Genomic DNA, 14,421 nt, shown 5'->3' on the forward strand with positions numbered 1-14,421 from the left:
AGTGACCGGCATTCTGTCGGTCATCCTGTGCGGTCCAGCAAGCAGCCCCACCACGCTTGACGGACCGACCTTAGGGGAATGAAATGTCTGCCACCAATCATCCGGCATTCGCCCGGATCATGCCATTTGTGTTCGTGTTCCTGTGGAGCACGGGCTTTGTCGGCGCCAAGTTTGGCCTGCCCTATGCAGATCCATTCGTTTTCCTTTTTGTCCGATTTGTCATCGTCCTGATCCTGATGATCCCGGTGATCTTCCTGATGGGCGCGAAATGGCCAAAAACCTGGCGTGAGGCGGCCCATATCGGCACCACCGGGGTGCTGGTGCATGGGGTGTATCTGGGCGGGGTGTTCTGGGCGATTGATACCGGCTTGCCGGCCGGGCTTGCCGCATTGATCGTTGGCTTGCAGCCGGTTGTGACCGCATCGGTCGTTGGGTCCATTTTGGGCGAACGGGTTTCGATGCGCCAATGGGGCGGCTTGATCCTGGGCCTGATCGGGGTGGCGCTGGTTTTGCTGCCCAAGATTGGCGATGGTGTTGGTATTACCCCGTTTGGCATCGGACTTGCGGTGTTTGCGCTGTTTGGCATGACTGCGGGCACCCTTTATCAGAAGCGTTTTTGCACCGGCATGGAACTGATGAGCGGTACAGTCGTTCAATATGTTGCTGCCAGTGTGTTTGTCGGCGTTGTCGCGCTGTTCAAGGAGCCGCTGCATGTTGAATGGAGCATGGACTTCATTCTGGCGATGGCGTGGCTGGTGCTGGTTCTATCCATCGGGGCGATCATGCTGTTGATGGTTCTGATCAAGCAGGGCGAAGCCACCCGTGTGGCCAGCATGTTCTATCTTGTGCCGCCGACTGCCGCGTTCTTTGCCTGGCTTCTGTTTGACGAGCAACTTGGCGTGCTTGGCTTTGCCGGGTTTGCAATTGCCGCCCTTGGGGTGGCATTGGTGATCATGAAGCGTTAGTTTCGCGTAATTCTAAGAGATCAGAAAGCTAGTTAGCGGAGGAATGCGTGAGCGACGCGCGCGAAAAATGGGTGTTTGGATACGGGTCGCTGTTGTGGCGGCCGGGCTTTGAATTTGTCGAGTGCACACGTGCGTTGCTGCCCGGCTATCACCGGTCGTTTTGTATCTATTCCCATCATTATCGCGGCACGCCGGAAAACCCGGGGCTGGTTCTTGGCCTGAACAAGGGCGGGGAATGTGTTGGCAATGCGTTTCTCATTGCTGAGGAAAACTGGTCAAAGGTGAAGGCCTATCTTGATGAGCGCGAACTTGTGACCAACACCTATATCCCGGCCGATGTCGAGGTTGAGCTTGCAGACGGACGCAAGGTGATTGCGCACACCTATGTCGCCGATCCGACCCATGAACAATATGCCGGCAACCTGCCGGTCCGCACCGCGGTTGAAATCATCGTTGCGGCCCATGGCAATGTCGGGCCGAACCTTGAATATCTGGAAAACACGGTGCGCCATCTTGATGAAATGGGCATCATTGATCCGCCCCTGCACGATCTGATGGATCTGGTGCGGCGCGAATATGGCGAGATCAATATGGGGGCAGGAATCTGATGAGCCAGTCAAACGGAACGACTGTTTCTGCCACCCAGACCGGGTCGCAGACGCCGCTGACGATGGCCTATCTGATGTTGGTGGCCTGTTCGTTGATGTGGGGGTCAAACCACGTGGTGGCGCGCGGCATCAATGAAACGGTCCCGTTCGAGGCCCTTTCATTCTGGCGCTGGATCGTTGCGATCTGTTTGCTGTTGCCGTTCTGCTTTAAATACCTGCGTCGCGATCTGAAAATCATGGCCGACCACAAATTGTCGATGTTCCTGATCGGCTTTACCGGTGTGTTCCTGTTTTCGGTGGTGATTTATCTGGCGGCCTATAACACCACGGCGGTCAATACCGGCCTTCTGAACGCGACAACGCCGATCTGGGTTCTGTTGTTTGCAGCCCTTTTGACGGCAGACAAACCGCGGCTTGGTCAATGGCTGGGCGTGTTGGTGGCCGGGGCCGGAACTGCGACCATTATCGCCAAGGGCGACCCGTCAGTCTTTGCCAGAATGGATTTCGTTCTGGGCGATGTTTTGGCGATGATGTCGGCCATGGTCTGGGCGGCCTATTCGATGTTTTTGAAACGCGCGCCCAAGGGGGTGCATCCACTGAGCCTGGTGTTTGTTTCGGCCCTGATCGGTTTGTGTTTCTTAACGCCGCTTTATGTCTGGGCGCTGGTGGTTGATGGAAAGCCGTTCTTTACCAGCCTTGATCCGGTGTGGCCCGATATGCTCAAGATTTTCTATATCGGGGCGGGGCCGGCGTTTCTGGGATACATGTTCTGGAACAGGGGCGTGTCGCTGGTGGGGCCAGCCAAGGCGGGCGTGTTCATGTATCTGATCCCGGTCTGTTCAAGCGGACTTGCCATCGCATTTCTCGGTGAGGCGCTGCATCTTTATCATCTGGCAGGCATTGTTTTGATCGTGTCGGGCATCTGGCTTGTCACGCGCAAAAAGACAGAGCGCGTTCGCGTGACAAAGCCGTAGAGCTTTTAAGCGATAAAAAAAGCCCGCATACCAGATGGTGTTGCGGGCCTTTTTATGTGTTGTGACGCTATACGCGGGCGGTTCAGGAGACCTTGTCTTGCGCCGTTTCTTTGACAGGGTCCTTGGCTGTCGCGCTTAGTTGCGCGTCCTCTTTTTCCTGCTTCGCATCAATGTCATCAGAGGTCAGCATCGGCAGATGGAATTCTGTTTGTGCCTCGGCCTCAAGCTCGCGCGTGCGGGTATCGATGCGGTGCTTGATTTCCTTCATGAAGGTCTTGCGATCAAGGCCCGGTTCCATGGCCGGCAAGAATTCCATGGTGACGCGACCGCCATATTTCATAAAGCTGTCGCGGCCCCAGAACATGCCGGAATTCAGCGCGACCGGAATAACCTTGGTATCCGGGAAGGCCTTGTAAAGCGCGAAAATACCCGGATGATACGGGCGGTTGGAGCCCGGCGGGGTACGTGTGCCTTCGGGGAAAATGATCACCTGACGGTTTTCCTCAAGCGCCTTGGCAGCACCCTTGATCATGTCTTTGAGGGCCTGACTGCCCGCCGACCGATCAACGGCAATTTGCCCCGAGAGGATCAGGAATTGCCCGACGAGCGGAATGCGCGTGAGTTCCTTTTTCAGGATGTATGCCGGATCAGGAACCACCGTATGGAAGGTCAGGGTTTCCCATGCGGACTGATGTTTGGCGACAATGATGCACGGACCGTCTGGCAGATTTTCCAGACCGGTGAAGCGTTTGCGCATGCCCACCGAGTAGCGCAGCATGAACTGAATGAGGCGACACCAGGCATGGCCGACGAACTGGTTGGCCTTGCGCCCAAACAGCATCAGCGGCAACAGAACAATGCACAAAAGCGCCGTTCCGCCGAAAAACAACACGTTAAACAGTAACGCGCGCAGGGTAATCATTCAGACAAATTCCTTACAGCCATGGTCCTGACCCTAAATATTCACTGTTTTGTAACAGCAATATGAAGATCAGAAAATGCCGATTGTTCAGCCATCCTTGCGCGCCGCGTTTGAGGCGGAATAGTCATCAAGGTCCGGTGCATCTTTCACAGGACCAGCGGGGCTGCGCAGTGCGGCGCGGTCACCGTTTGGCAACCAGTTGAGCAGCGTGTTGCGCAGGCTGGCAAAGACGTATTTGTTATATTCGCTGGCGATCAGGGCGCTGCTGCCGGGGAAGCGCCACCAATTGTCGACCTTGACGTTATCTGGGAAAACCGGATGGGCGACGATTTCAACATCGGGCATCAGGCTTTTGAATTCCAGAAGTGACCTCGGCATATGATAATTGGCGGTCACGATGCGCAGGCTTTTGAAACCTTCCTCATACATCCAGACAGCGGTTTCAATCGCATTGCCGCGCGTGTTTTCAGCAACATGGCCCAGAACAACACAACAGGCGATCAGGCGCGGATCGGATTTGCCGACGGACAGAAGTTCGTCGACTTCAACCCCGCGATAGACACCCGATATGAACAGCTTGTCGGCAAGGCCGCGCACCAGAAGACGGCGGCCTTCGGACAGGCGTTCGCTGCCACCCGTCAAAACGACAATGGCGTCGGTGCGTTGGGTCGTGTTTTCAACCGTTTTGGGAATGTAATCGACATACCAGATGAAGCCCGCCGCCCAGACCAGCGCGCAGAAAATCAGTGTGGAAAGCAAAAAACGAAACCGCCGGGACCGGCGGCGATGTTGCACACTCAGCGGGGGCTTGTTCATGAAGGCGTGCCTGAATAGCGGCGGTCTGGCATGAATTCGGATCTCCTCAAGGGGACAAAGAGGGCCAAGGCCATGATCCCAAAAGGGAAGTGGTAACAACCGACTATACGAAGACCGTGAGCGGGTTACAACATCCGGTGTAGGACACGAAGCACAGTTCGGTTGGCGGTGATGCCCGCCACCAATGCGACAATAAACGGAATGGCGACGATCAGGCCAATAAAGGTCGGGCTAAGAACCAGTGACGGTACCGGCCAGCCCGCCCGCAATCCGAGCCAACCAATCAGGGCGGAAACCGGCAGTGCAATCAAAAGACCGATCAGTGCGCCAAAGAAGGCAAGGCGTCGGTTATGGCGGCCGAACTGACTGGCGATATAGCCATCCTGTGCCCCGATCAGATGCAGCAATTCAATGATGCGATGATGGATCGAAAGGCCGGATCTGGTGGCAAACACCACCGAGAGCATGGTCGCGCCAAATAGCACGACAATCAAAAGGGCCAATGCTAGTTCAACCGAAAAGGCGACATCGGCAATGCGTTCGATCCAGATGCGATGATCATCAAGCACGGCCTCGGGCGCGATGACGCCAAGGCGGCTTTCGAGTGCATCAAAGTTAAACCCGGTTTCAGGCGTGACTTCGATAATGCGCGGAATGGGAAGTTCGCTGATGACTTCGTCCGGGCCCAGCCAGGGTTCGAGAAGGGCCGCCATGGTATCGGGACTGAGTTCCTCGATCCGGGCGATGCCGGGCAGGGTGGAAACCTGTTCGATGATGCTATCGACCGTGCCTTGCAGGGCGGCTTCACGTTCGGCGGGGGATCGGTTGGCAAGCTCGGTCGGGGGGACTTGGATCGACAGGCTGCCTTCGATCTGGCCGGACCATTGACCGACACTGTCATGCAGGGCGGCCAGCCCGACGATGGAAAAGGTCAGGAGCGCAACCATCAATGCGACGATGCTCGGCAAAAAGCGCGAGGACGAATCGCTTTCAAGTGGGAGGTGCGATGGAGGTGCGCGAAATGCCATGATCGTGTGTTGGTCCTGTTGATCCCGTGTTTACGAAGCTTGGACTTGGTGTGTCGGGTTTCAGCCGCTGTTGGTGACGTCGTGCAAGGTACCACCTTCGAGCAGCCATTGGGTATGGCCAAACCGCCGGACAAGTTGCCGGTTGTGGGTTGCGATCAGAACGGTGGTGCCCAGTTTGTTGAGCTCTTCAAACAGATAGAGCAACCGCATGGCGATTCGGTCATCGACGTTCCCGGTTGGCTCATCGGCCAGAAGCAGGGCGGGGCGGCCAATGACGGCGCGCGCGATGGCAACGCGCTGTTGCTGGCCACCTGACAGGCGCGATGGCACTGCGTTGATATGATCGCCAAGCCCGACCCATTCGAGAAGTTCGGTTACGTTTTTGCGAATCTGCAGGTCTTCGACACCGGCAACACGCAGCGGCAGGGCGACGTTTTCAAAGGTCGTCAGATGGTTGATCAACCGGAAATCCTGAAACACCACGCCGATCTTGCGGCGAATCGCCGGCAGTTCTTCGCGCGGGATGCGGATATTATCGCGTCCAAAGATCGAAATTTCGCCGCGTGTCTGGCGCAATGCCAAAAATAAAAGTCGCATCAATGTCGACTTGCCCGCCCCCGATGCCCCGGTCAGGAAATGAAAACTGCCGCGACCGAGCGTAAAATTAAGGTCGCGCAGGATTTCCGGCCCGGATTCATACCGGACTCCGACATTCCTGAAACTGACAACGTCGGTCAAAATTCTTGCTCCATCTGGGCGAATGACGGTTGATACATCGGTGTTTATATCGGCTTTCGTCATGATCCGACAGGGTTGGAAAGTAGCCTTGTCGTGACAATATCGAAAATGAATTAACCGGTTTGGACGGTTTGTCGTCTATTTTGGATACCATTAACAGCCCGATCAGCCAGAGGTTTGATACCCAAATCCGGGCAGCTTCTGTTATCTCTGCTTAACAGTCTGTTAAATCGCCGCTATTTACATATAGTGTAAGGCTTCACTGACGGCACAGGGGGACCGTCAGTCGCAGACAGTTTCACGCCTTCCCCCGTGTTTGATGCCGCCGTCATCGATATGCCAGGTTTGCAATGATCATTACTTGCCCAGAGTGTTCGAAGAAATACTCAGTTAAAACAGAAGCAATCGGTCCGAAAGGCCGAACCGTGCGCTGTAAAAGCTGCGGCAATAGCTGGCATCAGGACCCGCCTGGCGCAAAGAAGCCAGCCCCGGCCCCGGAAAATGATATTCCGGCCCCGTTCAATGAAGAGGGGTCGCTGGGTGCTGATTTCAATGCAGATCAGATGGGCGGTGGGCCGGTTGATCCGGGCTTTGAAGAAGCCGACAAGATCCCCGATCCGCCCCCGATTCCCCAGCAGCTGATTCGCAACAATCCAAAGCCGGAGCCCAAAAAGAAAAAGGGCATTGTCGGCTGGATCATCTTCCTGCTGGTGTTGGGCGGGATTGGTGCGGGTGGCTATTTCGCCAAGGATCAGATCATCGAACTGTGGCCGCCGATTGCCAAGGTTTATGACATGGTCGGGCTTGATGTGCCGCATGTCGGCGAAGGCCTTGATATCCGCGAATTGCCGCCGACCCGCGAAGAAGAGGACGGCGTTGACGTTCTTGTGGTTCGCGCCGAGATCGTCAATATCAGTGAAGAACCGCGTGCACTTCCTTACCTTCTGATCGAGCTTCTTGATCCGCTTGATCGTGTGGTCCAGCGCAAGAAGGTGCCGCTGATTTATGATGAATCGCTGGTTCAGTCCGGTGCGGAAATGCCGATGGTGCAACAGATGCTACCGGTTGGCGAAAGCATGGAAGTCGAAACCAAGATCCGGCGTCCAAACCCGACGGCGACCCGTCTGCAGGTCACCTTCCTTGACCCGCGCGAGGCGGTCGAGCCCTAAGCGGTTCGCGCAAACATCCTGATTATGAGAAAGGCAGCACAATGCGTGCTGCCTTTCTTGTTTTTTGCGGGGGGCAGTGGCCTGATCAGAACCGTTTGAGCAAACGGTCGATATATTCCTGTTCGATTTCCGGGCGGTCGGGGTCGCCAGACCGGCGGCGGAGCTCCTGCAAGATGCGCCAGGCCCGTTCGAGCGTATTCACATCCGGGATGGTGGTGGTACCATCGCCACCGACGGGCCGGCCCAGCGGATCACGGCGCCCGGATCCTTCGAGGTCTTCGAGCATCGGGGCGAGCTGGCTTAAGCCTTCCAGCGCGCGGCTGATTTCGCCAATGCCCTGTTGCAGGGCGTCCATGGCCTGTCGCTGATATTGCAGGGCCTCGTGCGACCGATTGTTGCCAAGCGCCTCTGCCGCCCCGCGCATGGCATCAATCACCGAATTCATGCCACTGACATCGCCAAACTGGCCAAGACCGGGATCGTTGAGGATTTCACCGGCATCGTCGGCAAGACCCTGTTGCTGGTTTGCACGCGGGCCATTGCCGTTCTGGGTGGATGCATTATCGCCTTCATTCATCAGGTCCTGCTGACGGCGCGACAGATCGCGCATGCCGTCCAACATCTCACGCAGGGTCGATGTGATATCCATGCCGCCCTGACCGGTGGTGACTTGCATGTTTTCGACCAGTTCGCGCAGACGATCAATCAACTGGCGGGCCTGATCACGCGCGCCTGCGCGCATCAGGGCATCGATCTGATCAATGATGCGTGACAGGTCCTGTTGTTCAAGTGTTGCACTGCCGGGCGGGAGTTCTTCCTCGGCCTGTTCCGGACTTTCGCGCATCATGGCGGCAAGATATTCATTCAGCGCCTGACGATATTCTTCGATCAGGCGGGCAATTTCGCTTTCGGTGACATCGGGGTTGGCAAGGGCCTCCAGCAGGCGTTCCTCGGCCTCCATCAGGTTGCGTTCGGCAATGCCGTAGGAACCCCGTTCGATTTCCTCGGCGACATGCCACAGAAGGCCTGCGACATCCTGATGGGTGGCGCGGTTTTGCAGGTTGGACGCCAGCCTGCTTTCGGCCACCGAAAGGGTCAGGAACACACCGAGATGGCCGTTAAAGGCCTGCGGGGCGAACAGGATCGGCAGCAGGGCCTGATGCATTTCAAGCGCCCGGTCGGGATAGCGCAGCAAACCACGCCGGATATCAATCAGCTTTTGCGCCACCGGATGGCTGAATTCCCGTTCGGGCAGGATCAGGGAACGGATATCGCTTTCGCCGCGCTGATCGGCGTTATCGTTTGAGACCATCTGGATATTGACCGGCAAGCCCGCCCAGGGATGGGCGACAAGATCAATAAAGCGTGGGCCTTCGATCCGGGTCGGCATGGCGCCGGCACTGCTTGTAACGCCAGCGGCATCGCCCTTGAGATCGATCACCACCTGATCAATCGGGCCATATTGTTTGATCGTGCCGTCCTCGGCCGCGGGCGTGATCACCAGATCAAGACTATCAAGGCCATAATCATCACTGGCGACGTAATCGAGGCGCACATGATCGCGCCGTGTGATGGTCGGCGGGCTGACGAAGGACAGGCTTGGCACATTATCGGCCAGCAATTCGATATCAAGGGTCAGCCGATCATTGCCCCAGACCGATATCCGCCATTGGCCCGGCTGATCGATTGCGGTCGACAGCACATAGCTGTTCTCTGCCCCCTCGGTAAAGGATTGCGTGCCGGTCGGGGTGGTCAGGGTTGGTTCCCAGATGCTTGTGATGCTGCCATCAAGGGTCGATCCCGCCGGGACCTGAACAGTGATGACGTCACTGGTCTTGTCAGAGGTCGCATTACCTGCGTTTTCGGATTGGCGGGCGCCTGTCGCATCGGTATCGGACAGGGCACTGAACTGCAAGATGCGCGGTATTTGCCCTGTATAGGCCGGCGGGGTGACCCAAAGGGTTGCACTGAAGTCGGCGGCACCAAGGCGCTGAAGCGGACTGAAGGCCTTTGAAAAGCGTTCCTCGGCATGGTCAAGGCCGGTCATCAGGCCGACAAACACCAGCAACACAGGAATGGCGGTCAGGCCAAAGCGGTCGACCCGGGTGATGGCGGGCAGGGGGCGCGACAGCCGGAGCTTTGCCAGTGCGGCTTCATGCAGGCCCAGTTGACGCTGCCAGAGGTAGCTGGTCAGTGGGTCATCGGTTTCGGGGACATGATCTTCAAGGCTTTGCAGCGGGTTGTTATCAAGATCATTGTCCACCTCGATCCGATGCAGGACGTCCCGGCGCGTGGGCATTTTGAAATTGCGCCATGGCGCGACCACGGCAACCATGACCGCGACCGACAGCACGGACAGCAACATGATGTGCCCGGTGGCAGGAAGAAGTTCAAACGTTCCGGTCAGGGTCAGACCAACGATCAGCAACCCGATCGAAAGGGCCGGGATCAGACAGGGCCAGACAGATTCCCACACCATCACCAAGCGCGTCTTGCGCACATGGCGTTCCATCTTGGGATAGGGTGGTATCAACGACATGCCTTTGAGCCCTGCTTGCCGACATATTGCGCGTTGTATCCGGCATTCTGGCACAACCCGCTTCTTTAAAGCTTGGTCTTTTGGCAGGGCGGGTCAAGCAATTCGAAGGGATTGGGCAAAATAAAAGGGCGGCTGACAAATGGCCAGCCGCCCTGAAAGCATTAAAAACCGAAACGGAATACCGGTCTTATGCGTTGCTGAGCCAGGAGGGTACCTGATCCATGTTGATCAGATCGTCAATTTCCTGACGCGGGCGGACGATGGCAAAGTTGTTGCCCTTGACCAGCACTTCGGGGGTCAGCGCGCGGGTGTTGTAGGTCGAGGACATGACCGCACCATAGGCCCCCGCCGACATGACAGCGACCAGATCACCGGCCTTTAGGTCATCAGGAAGGTCGCGGTCCTTGCCAAAGGTGTCACCGGTTTCGCAAACCGGGCCGACCACATCAACCTTGACCTGCTTGTCACCGTCAGTCTGTTCATCGACCGGGATGATTTCGTGATAGGCGCCATACAGTGTCGGGCGGATCAGGTCGTTCATTGCGGCATCAAGAATGACAAAGCGTTTGGCTTCGCCGTCTTTGATATACATGACGCGCGACACCATGATCCCGGCATTGCCGGCAATCAAACGGCCCGGTTCGAGCGTGATGTGGCAGCCAAGATGGCCGACGGTTTCGCGCACCATCTGACCATAGGCATCGGGAAGCGGTGGTGTTTCACCCTGATAAGCAATGCCAAGCCCGCCACCGAGATCAAGATTGCGGATATCAATGCCCTCAGATCGCAGCTGTTCGACCAGCCCGGCCAGACGTGTAAATGCCTCGCGGAAGGGGGCCAGATCGGTCAGCTGGGAACCGATATGCATCGCGATCCCGGTAACCTCGATGCCATCCATGGCAGCGGCTTCGCGGTAGACCTCAATCGCGCGGGTCCAGTCGATGCCGAATTTGTTTTCGGCCTTGCCGGTGGCGATCTTTTCGTGGGTTTTGGCATCTACATGCGGGTTGACGCGCAACGCAATGCGGGCCTTTTTGCCCATGTCTATGGCAACACGGTTCAGCTCAACCAGTTCGGGGATACTTTCGACATTGATCTGGGCAATGTCGGCGTCAAGGGCTTCGCGCATTTCGGCATCGGCCTTGCCAACACCGGAAAAGATGATCTTGGCCGGGGGCATGCCCGCACGAAGCGCACGGCGCATTTCACCAACCGAAACAACGTCTGCGCCCGCACCAAGATTGGCGAGTGTTTTCAAGACAGCCTGATTGGAGTTTGCCTTAACGGCAAAGCACACGGTGGCATCAAGGCCGTCAAATGCGTCGGCATAGACTTTGTAATGGCGTTCCAGTGTCGCGGTCGAATAGCAGAAGAACGGGGTTCCGACCTTGTCAGCCATTTCCCGGATCGAGACGCCTTCGGCATAAAGTTCGCCGTTGATATATTCAAAATGGTTCATTGGGCCGGGTAATCCCTTGGATATTCATAACCTTTGTCGGTCGGCGGTTCGAGCGGGCCTTTTTTGCCGCATGCCGCAACTGCAAGCCCCAACATGACGGCAAGCGCAACAATGGTGCCGCGTTTCAACAGGTTGCTGTTCATTTGAGGAACCTTTCCTTTGCCGCCGCAACGGATTCCTTGACCCGGACCGGGGCGGTGCCACCAAAGCTTTGGCGGGCGGCAACCGATGCCTCGACGGTCAGCACATCATAAACTGCATTGGTGATCTTGGGTTCGATGCCTTGCAGATCTTCAAGCGACAGCTGATCAAGGTCGCAGCCCTTGGTTTCGGCAAGCTTCACGGTCGCGCCAACAACGTGGTGGGCATCACGGAACGGCATGCCAAGTTCGGCCACCAGCCAGTCGGCGAGGTCGGTGGCGGTGGTGTAACCCGCACCGGCAGCGGCACGCATATTATCGGCAAACACCTTCATGTCGGCGATCATACCGGTCATGGCGGCAACGCACAGACCAAGATGGTCATGAGCCTGGAAGACCGGTTCCTTGTCTTCCTGCATGTCCTTGGAATAGGCCAGCGGCAGACCCTTCATCGACAGCATCAAACCGTTATAGCAGCCAACAATACGCCCGATCTTGGAGCGGATCAGTTCGGCAGCATCCGGATTGCGTTTTTGCGGCATGATCGATGAGCCGGTCGAAAACTTGTCAGACATACCGATAAAGCGGAACTGGGCCGAGCACCAGATGACCATTTCTTCGGCCAAGCGCGACAGATGCATGGCGGCAATCGATGCGGCATTAAGGTATTCAAGCGCAAAGTCACGATCCGATACCGCATCGAGCGAGTTCGCCGTCGGGCGATCAAAGCCGAGCGCACTTGCCGTCATGTGACGATCAATCGGGTAGGGCGTACCAGCAAGGGCCGCAGACCCCAGCGGGTTTTCGTTGATACGGGTGCGGCAATCGGCAACACGCCCGCGATCACGGCCAAACATTTCAACATAGGCCAAAAGATGATGACCAAAGGTGACCGGCTGGGCGGCCTGCAGGTGGGTGAAGCCCGGCATGATGGTTTCTGCGTGGATTTCAGCCTGTGCAATCAGGGCTTCCTGAAGGCCTTTGAGGCCGACCTCAAGATCGCCAAGTGCAACGTCACGGACCCAGAGTTTGAAGTCGGTCGCAACCTGATCATTGCGTGAACGTGCGGTGTGCAGGCGACCAGCCGCCGGGCCGATCAATTCGCGCAGGCGGCTTTCGACATTCATGTGGATGTCTTCAAGGGCGGCGGAGAATTTGAATTCACCGCTCTCGATTTCTTGAAGAATCTGGTCTAGACCGTTGGTGATCTTTTCGCCATCTTCAGCAGGAATGATGTTCTGCTTGACCAGCATGGCGCAGTGGGCCTTCGAGCCCTGAATGTCCTGGGCGTAAAGGCGTTTGTCAAAACCGATGGAAGCGTTGATTTCTTCCATGATGGCTGACGGGCCTGCTTCGAAGCGGCCGCCCCAAAGGGAGTTTGCGTTTTTCTGGTCAGTGGCGTTTTGATCGGTCATCGTGATCCGCAGTCTTGGAAAGGTGGGTGTTGTGAAAGCATTGCTTCGTTACGTAAAACTTGGCGTGATTGTCGCCATCTCGGGCATTTATGCAACCCCTGCCTTTGCTGATACGCAATTCCCGCAAGAACTTTCAAAGATGGTTATGCCATCCGAAGGGGGTTCTTTGCCCGAAGATCTGGCGTTTGTCGATGAAAATGGCGACGAGGTCGCCTTTAACAGCCTGAAAGGACAGGTTGTTCTGGTCAATCTGTGGGCGACCTGGTGTGTGCCATGCGTCAAGGAAATGCCCGATCTGGATCGCCTGGCGGTCGAAATGGCAGATAAGCCGTTCCGTGTTCTGGCCCTTAGTCAGGACCGTGGCGGGGCGGATGCGGTGCGCGAATTCTTTGAAACCAATGGAATCGAGAACCTTGATATCGTTCTGGATCCGCGTGGGGCGATTGCCCGTCAGATGGGGGCACGCGGCCTTCCGACCAGTTTTGTCTATGACGCCAAGGGTGATTTGCGCGGCAAGCTTGAAGGCATTGCGCGTTGGGATGCGCCAGAGGTCATCACCTATTTCGATCAGTTGATTGATCAGACGTCCTGAGCGCAAGTGACACGGTCTTAGGCGTTGCCTTCGATCAGCGACAGAACATCGGCAAGGCGTGGTGCGGCCTCGGCAGCACCATTGTTGGTGGTGGAAAGTGCGCCGGTGGCACAGGCAAAGCGCACGGCATCCTTGAGCGCCTGACCACCATGCAGGGCGACGGCCAAGCCAGCATTGAAGCAATCGCCTGCTCCCACCGTATCAACCGTGTTGACCACAAAGCCCGGAACCATGCCGGTTTGCCCGCCCGATGAATAGAACGCACCATCACCGCCCATTTTGATGATGACGGTTTCCGGGCCCATGTCATGCAGCTTGATGCTGGCGGCACGGGCGGTGGCCTCATCCACCGGATCAATACCGGTAAGGGCCAAGCATTCGCTTTGGTTCGGGGTAACGATATGGGTCAGGGCCAGCAGGTCGCGCATGACGACCAGATCGGCGACCGGGGCCGGGTCAAGAATGACCTTTGCATTGCCTTCACGGGCATATTTGATCGCGCAGTCAATGGCCACCACCGGACATTCAAGCTGCAACAGCAGATAGTCGCAGTTGCGCAGGAGTTCCTGTTTTTCATGAAGGTCGTTTCGGGTCATGGTCATGTTGGCCCCGCCCACGACCGTGATCATATTTTCACCCGCCTCATCGATCGAGATCAGGGCAATACCGGTTTGTGCTTCGTCGGCGACGATCAGGTTGGTGGTGTCCAACCCCTCGGTGGCAAGGGTTTCGATCAGTTGTTTGCCCAGCATGTCATCGCCAAGCTTGGAGATGAACACAGGGGAAACACCAAGTCTGGCGACGGCAAGTGCCTGATTGCATCCTTTGCCGCCCGGTCCGGTCTTGTAAGCCCGGGAGGAAACCGTTTGTCCCCGAACAGGAAGCTTCGCCACACGGGCCGCAAAATCAAAGTTCGAGCTTCCAACAACTGCAATCGTCATAATCGTCCGCGTTTATAAATGAATTCCACTAAGTTAATGTTGTTCTCAGATCAGGGGTTTAAAGGGCGATGTCGCCAAAATCTATCGAGATCATAAAAATGTTATGGATCCACGC

At 56.7% G+C, this 14,421-nt stretch carries 14 protein-coding genes; 5 read left to right on the forward strand and 9 right to left on the reverse strand.

Features of this window, described 5'->3' with window-relative positions:
• Positions 1–83: 83 nt before the first annotated feature.
• Genes AC5Q5A_RS03055 through AC5Q5A_RS03065 form a run of 3 tightly spaced genes read left to right on the forward strand, consistent with a single transcriptional unit; the run spans position 84 to position 2,547 of the window.
• Positions 84–965 carry a DMT family transporter gene (locus AC5Q5A_RS03055; protein WP_008889147.1) on the forward strand — a complete coding sequence of 294 codons (882 nt, stop codon included), beginning with the start codon at positions 84–86 and terminating at the stop codon, positions 963–965.
• Between the two features lie 47 nt (positions 966–1,012).
• A complete protein-coding gene (locus AC5Q5A_RS03060) occupies positions 1,013–1,573 on the forward strand; it encodes a gamma-glutamylcyclotransferase (protein ID WP_493894298.1) in 561 nt (186 codons plus the stop codon).
• Positions 1,573–2,547: an EamA family transporter gene (locus AC5Q5A_RS03065; protein WP_120224186.1), complete on the forward strand. Its 975-nt coding sequence runs from the start codon at positions 1,573–1,575 to the stop codon at positions 2,545–2,547. The genes AC5Q5A_RS03060 and AC5Q5A_RS03065 overlap by 1 nt, the downstream gene beginning before the upstream one ends.
• Positions 2,548–2,629: 82 nt before the next feature.
• Here AC5Q5A_RS03065 and AC5Q5A_RS03070 read toward each other — a convergent pair whose 3' ends face one another.
• The 4 genes from AC5Q5A_RS03070 to ftsE all read right to left on the reverse strand — a co-directional run bounded on the left by AC5Q5A_RS03070 (position 2,630) and on the right by ftsE (position 6,051).
• Complete coding sequence (locus AC5Q5A_RS03070) at positions 2,630–3,469, reverse strand: lysophospholipid acyltransferase family protein (protein WP_493894299.1); 840 nt, start codon at positions 3,467–3,469, stop codon at positions 2,630–2,632.
• Between the two features lie 87 nt (positions 3,470–3,556).
• Complete coding sequence (locus AC5Q5A_RS03075; RefSeq protein ID WP_493894300.1) at positions 3,557–4,285, reverse strand: YdcF family protein; 729 nt, start codon at positions 4,283–4,285, stop codon at positions 3,557–3,559.
• Between the two features lie 125 nt (positions 4,286–4,410).
• Positions 4,411–5,313 (reverse strand): cell division protein FtsX, encoded by a 903-nt coding sequence (locus AC5Q5A_RS03080; protein WP_008889154.1) that lies wholly within the window; start codon positions 5,311–5,313, stop codon positions 4,411–4,413.
• Positions 5,314–5,373: 60 nt separating this feature from the next.
• Positions 5,374–6,051, reverse strand: coding sequence for a cell division ATP-binding protein FtsE (gene ftsE, locus AC5Q5A_RS03085; RefSeq protein ID WP_008889155.1), 678 nt, complete (start codon positions 6,049–6,051; stop codon positions 5,374–5,376).
• Positions 6,052–6,401: 350 nt separating this feature from the next.
• Here ftsE and AC5Q5A_RS03090 point away from each other — a divergent pair, with 350 nt between their 5' ends.
• Positions 6,402–7,220, forward strand: a complete 819-nt coding sequence (locus AC5Q5A_RS03090) for a zinc-ribbon domain-containing protein (protein ID WP_210515088.1) — start codon at positions 6,402–6,404, stop codon at positions 7,218–7,220.
• Positions 7,221–7,305: 85 nt separating this feature from the next.
• On the opposite strand, the gene AC5Q5A_RS03095 is transcribed toward AC5Q5A_RS03090, so the two are convergent.
• The 4 genes from AC5Q5A_RS03095 to argH form a co-directional block, all read right to left on the reverse strand.
• The gene (locus AC5Q5A_RS03095; RefSeq protein ID WP_493894301.1) at positions 7,306–9,759 is read right to left on the reverse strand and encodes a DUF4175 domain-containing protein; all 2,454 of its coding nucleotides are present in this window, start codon (positions 9,757–9,759) and stop codon (positions 7,306–7,308) included.
• Between the two features lie 187 nt (positions 9,760–9,946).
• A complete protein-coding gene (gene lysA / locus AC5Q5A_RS03100) occupies positions 9,947–11,218 on the reverse strand; it encodes a diaminopimelate decarboxylase (protein WP_008889158.1) in 1,272 nt (423 codons plus the stop codon).
• Positions 11,215–11,361 carry an LPS translocon maturation chaperone LptM gene (lptM, locus tag AC5Q5A_RS03105; RefSeq protein WP_493894302.1) on the reverse strand — a complete coding sequence of 49 codons (147 nt, stop codon included), beginning with the start codon at positions 11,359–11,361 and terminating at the stop codon, positions 11,215–11,217. Before lptM ends, lysA begins: the two co-directional genes overlap by 4 nt.
• Positions 11,358–12,773 carry an argininosuccinate lyase gene (gene argH / locus AC5Q5A_RS03110; RefSeq protein ID WP_493894303.1) on the reverse strand — a complete coding sequence of 472 codons (1,416 nt, stop codon included), beginning with the start codon at positions 12,771–12,773 and terminating at the stop codon, positions 11,358–11,360. Before argH ends, lptM begins: the two co-directional genes overlap by 4 nt.
• Positions 12,774–12,804: 31 nt before the next feature.
• Between argH and AC5Q5A_RS03115 the strand changes: the two genes are divergently transcribed.
• A complete protein-coding gene (locus tag AC5Q5A_RS03115; RefSeq protein WP_493894304.1) occupies positions 12,805–13,365 on the forward strand; it encodes a TlpA disulfide reductase family protein in 561 nt (186 codons plus the stop codon).
• Positions 13,366–13,382: 17 nt separating this feature from the next.
• On the opposite strand, the gene rbsK is transcribed toward AC5Q5A_RS03115, so the two are convergent.
• On the reverse strand, positions 13,383–14,306 hold the full coding sequence (gene rbsK, locus AC5Q5A_RS03120; RefSeq protein WP_493894305.1) for a ribokinase: 924 nt from the start codon (positions 14,304–14,306) through the stop codon (positions 13,383–13,385).
• Between the last annotated feature and the right edge of the window lie 115 nt (positions 14,307–14,421).

Source organism: Thalassospira sp. CA1 (assembly GCF_059052855.1).

Excerpts from the sequence above, each read along its gene's own strand:
- AC5Q5A_RS03055 (WP_008889147.1), top strand. The coding sequence starts at position 84 with ATGTCTGCCACCAATCATCCGGCATTCGCCCGGATCATGCCATTTGTG.
- AC5Q5A_RS03065 (WP_120224186.1), top strand. The coding sequence starts at position 1,573 with ATGAGCCAGTCAAACGGAACGACTGTTTCTGCCACCCAGACCGGGTCG.
- AC5Q5A_RS03070 (WP_493894299.1), bottom strand. The coding sequence starts at position 3,469 with ATGATTACCCTGCGCGCGTTACTGTTTAACGTGTTGTTTTTCGGCGGA.
- AC5Q5A_RS03075 (WP_493894300.1), bottom strand. The coding sequence starts at position 4,285 with ATGAACAAGCCCCCGCTGAGTGTGCAACATCGCCGCCGGTCCCGGCGG.
- AC5Q5A_RS03080 (WP_008889154.1), bottom strand. The coding sequence starts at position 5,313 with ATGGCATTTCGCGCACCTCCATCGCACCTCCCACTTGAAAGCGATTCG.
- AC5Q5A_RS03090 (WP_210515088.1), top strand. The coding sequence starts at position 6,402 with ATGATCATTACTTGCCCAGAGTGTTCGAAGAAATACTCAGTTAAAACA.
- AC5Q5A_RS03095 (WP_493894301.1), bottom strand. The coding sequence starts at position 9,759 with ATGTCGTTGATACCACCCTATCCCAAGATGGAACGCCATGTGCGCAAG.
- lysA (WP_008889158.1), bottom strand. The coding sequence starts at position 11,218 with ATGAACCATTTTGAATATATCAACGGCGAACTTTATGCCGAAGGCGTC.
- lptM (WP_493894302.1), bottom strand. The coding sequence starts at position 11,361 with ATGAACAGCAACCTGTTGAAACGCGGCACCATTGTTGCGCTTGCCGTC.
- argH (WP_493894303.1), bottom strand. The coding sequence starts at position 12,773 with ATGACCGATCAAAACGCCACTGACCAGAAAAACGCAAACTCCCTTTGG.
- rbsK (WP_493894305.1), bottom strand. The coding sequence starts at position 14,306 with ATGACGATTGCAGTTGTTGGAAGCTCGAACTTTGATTTTGCGGCCCGT.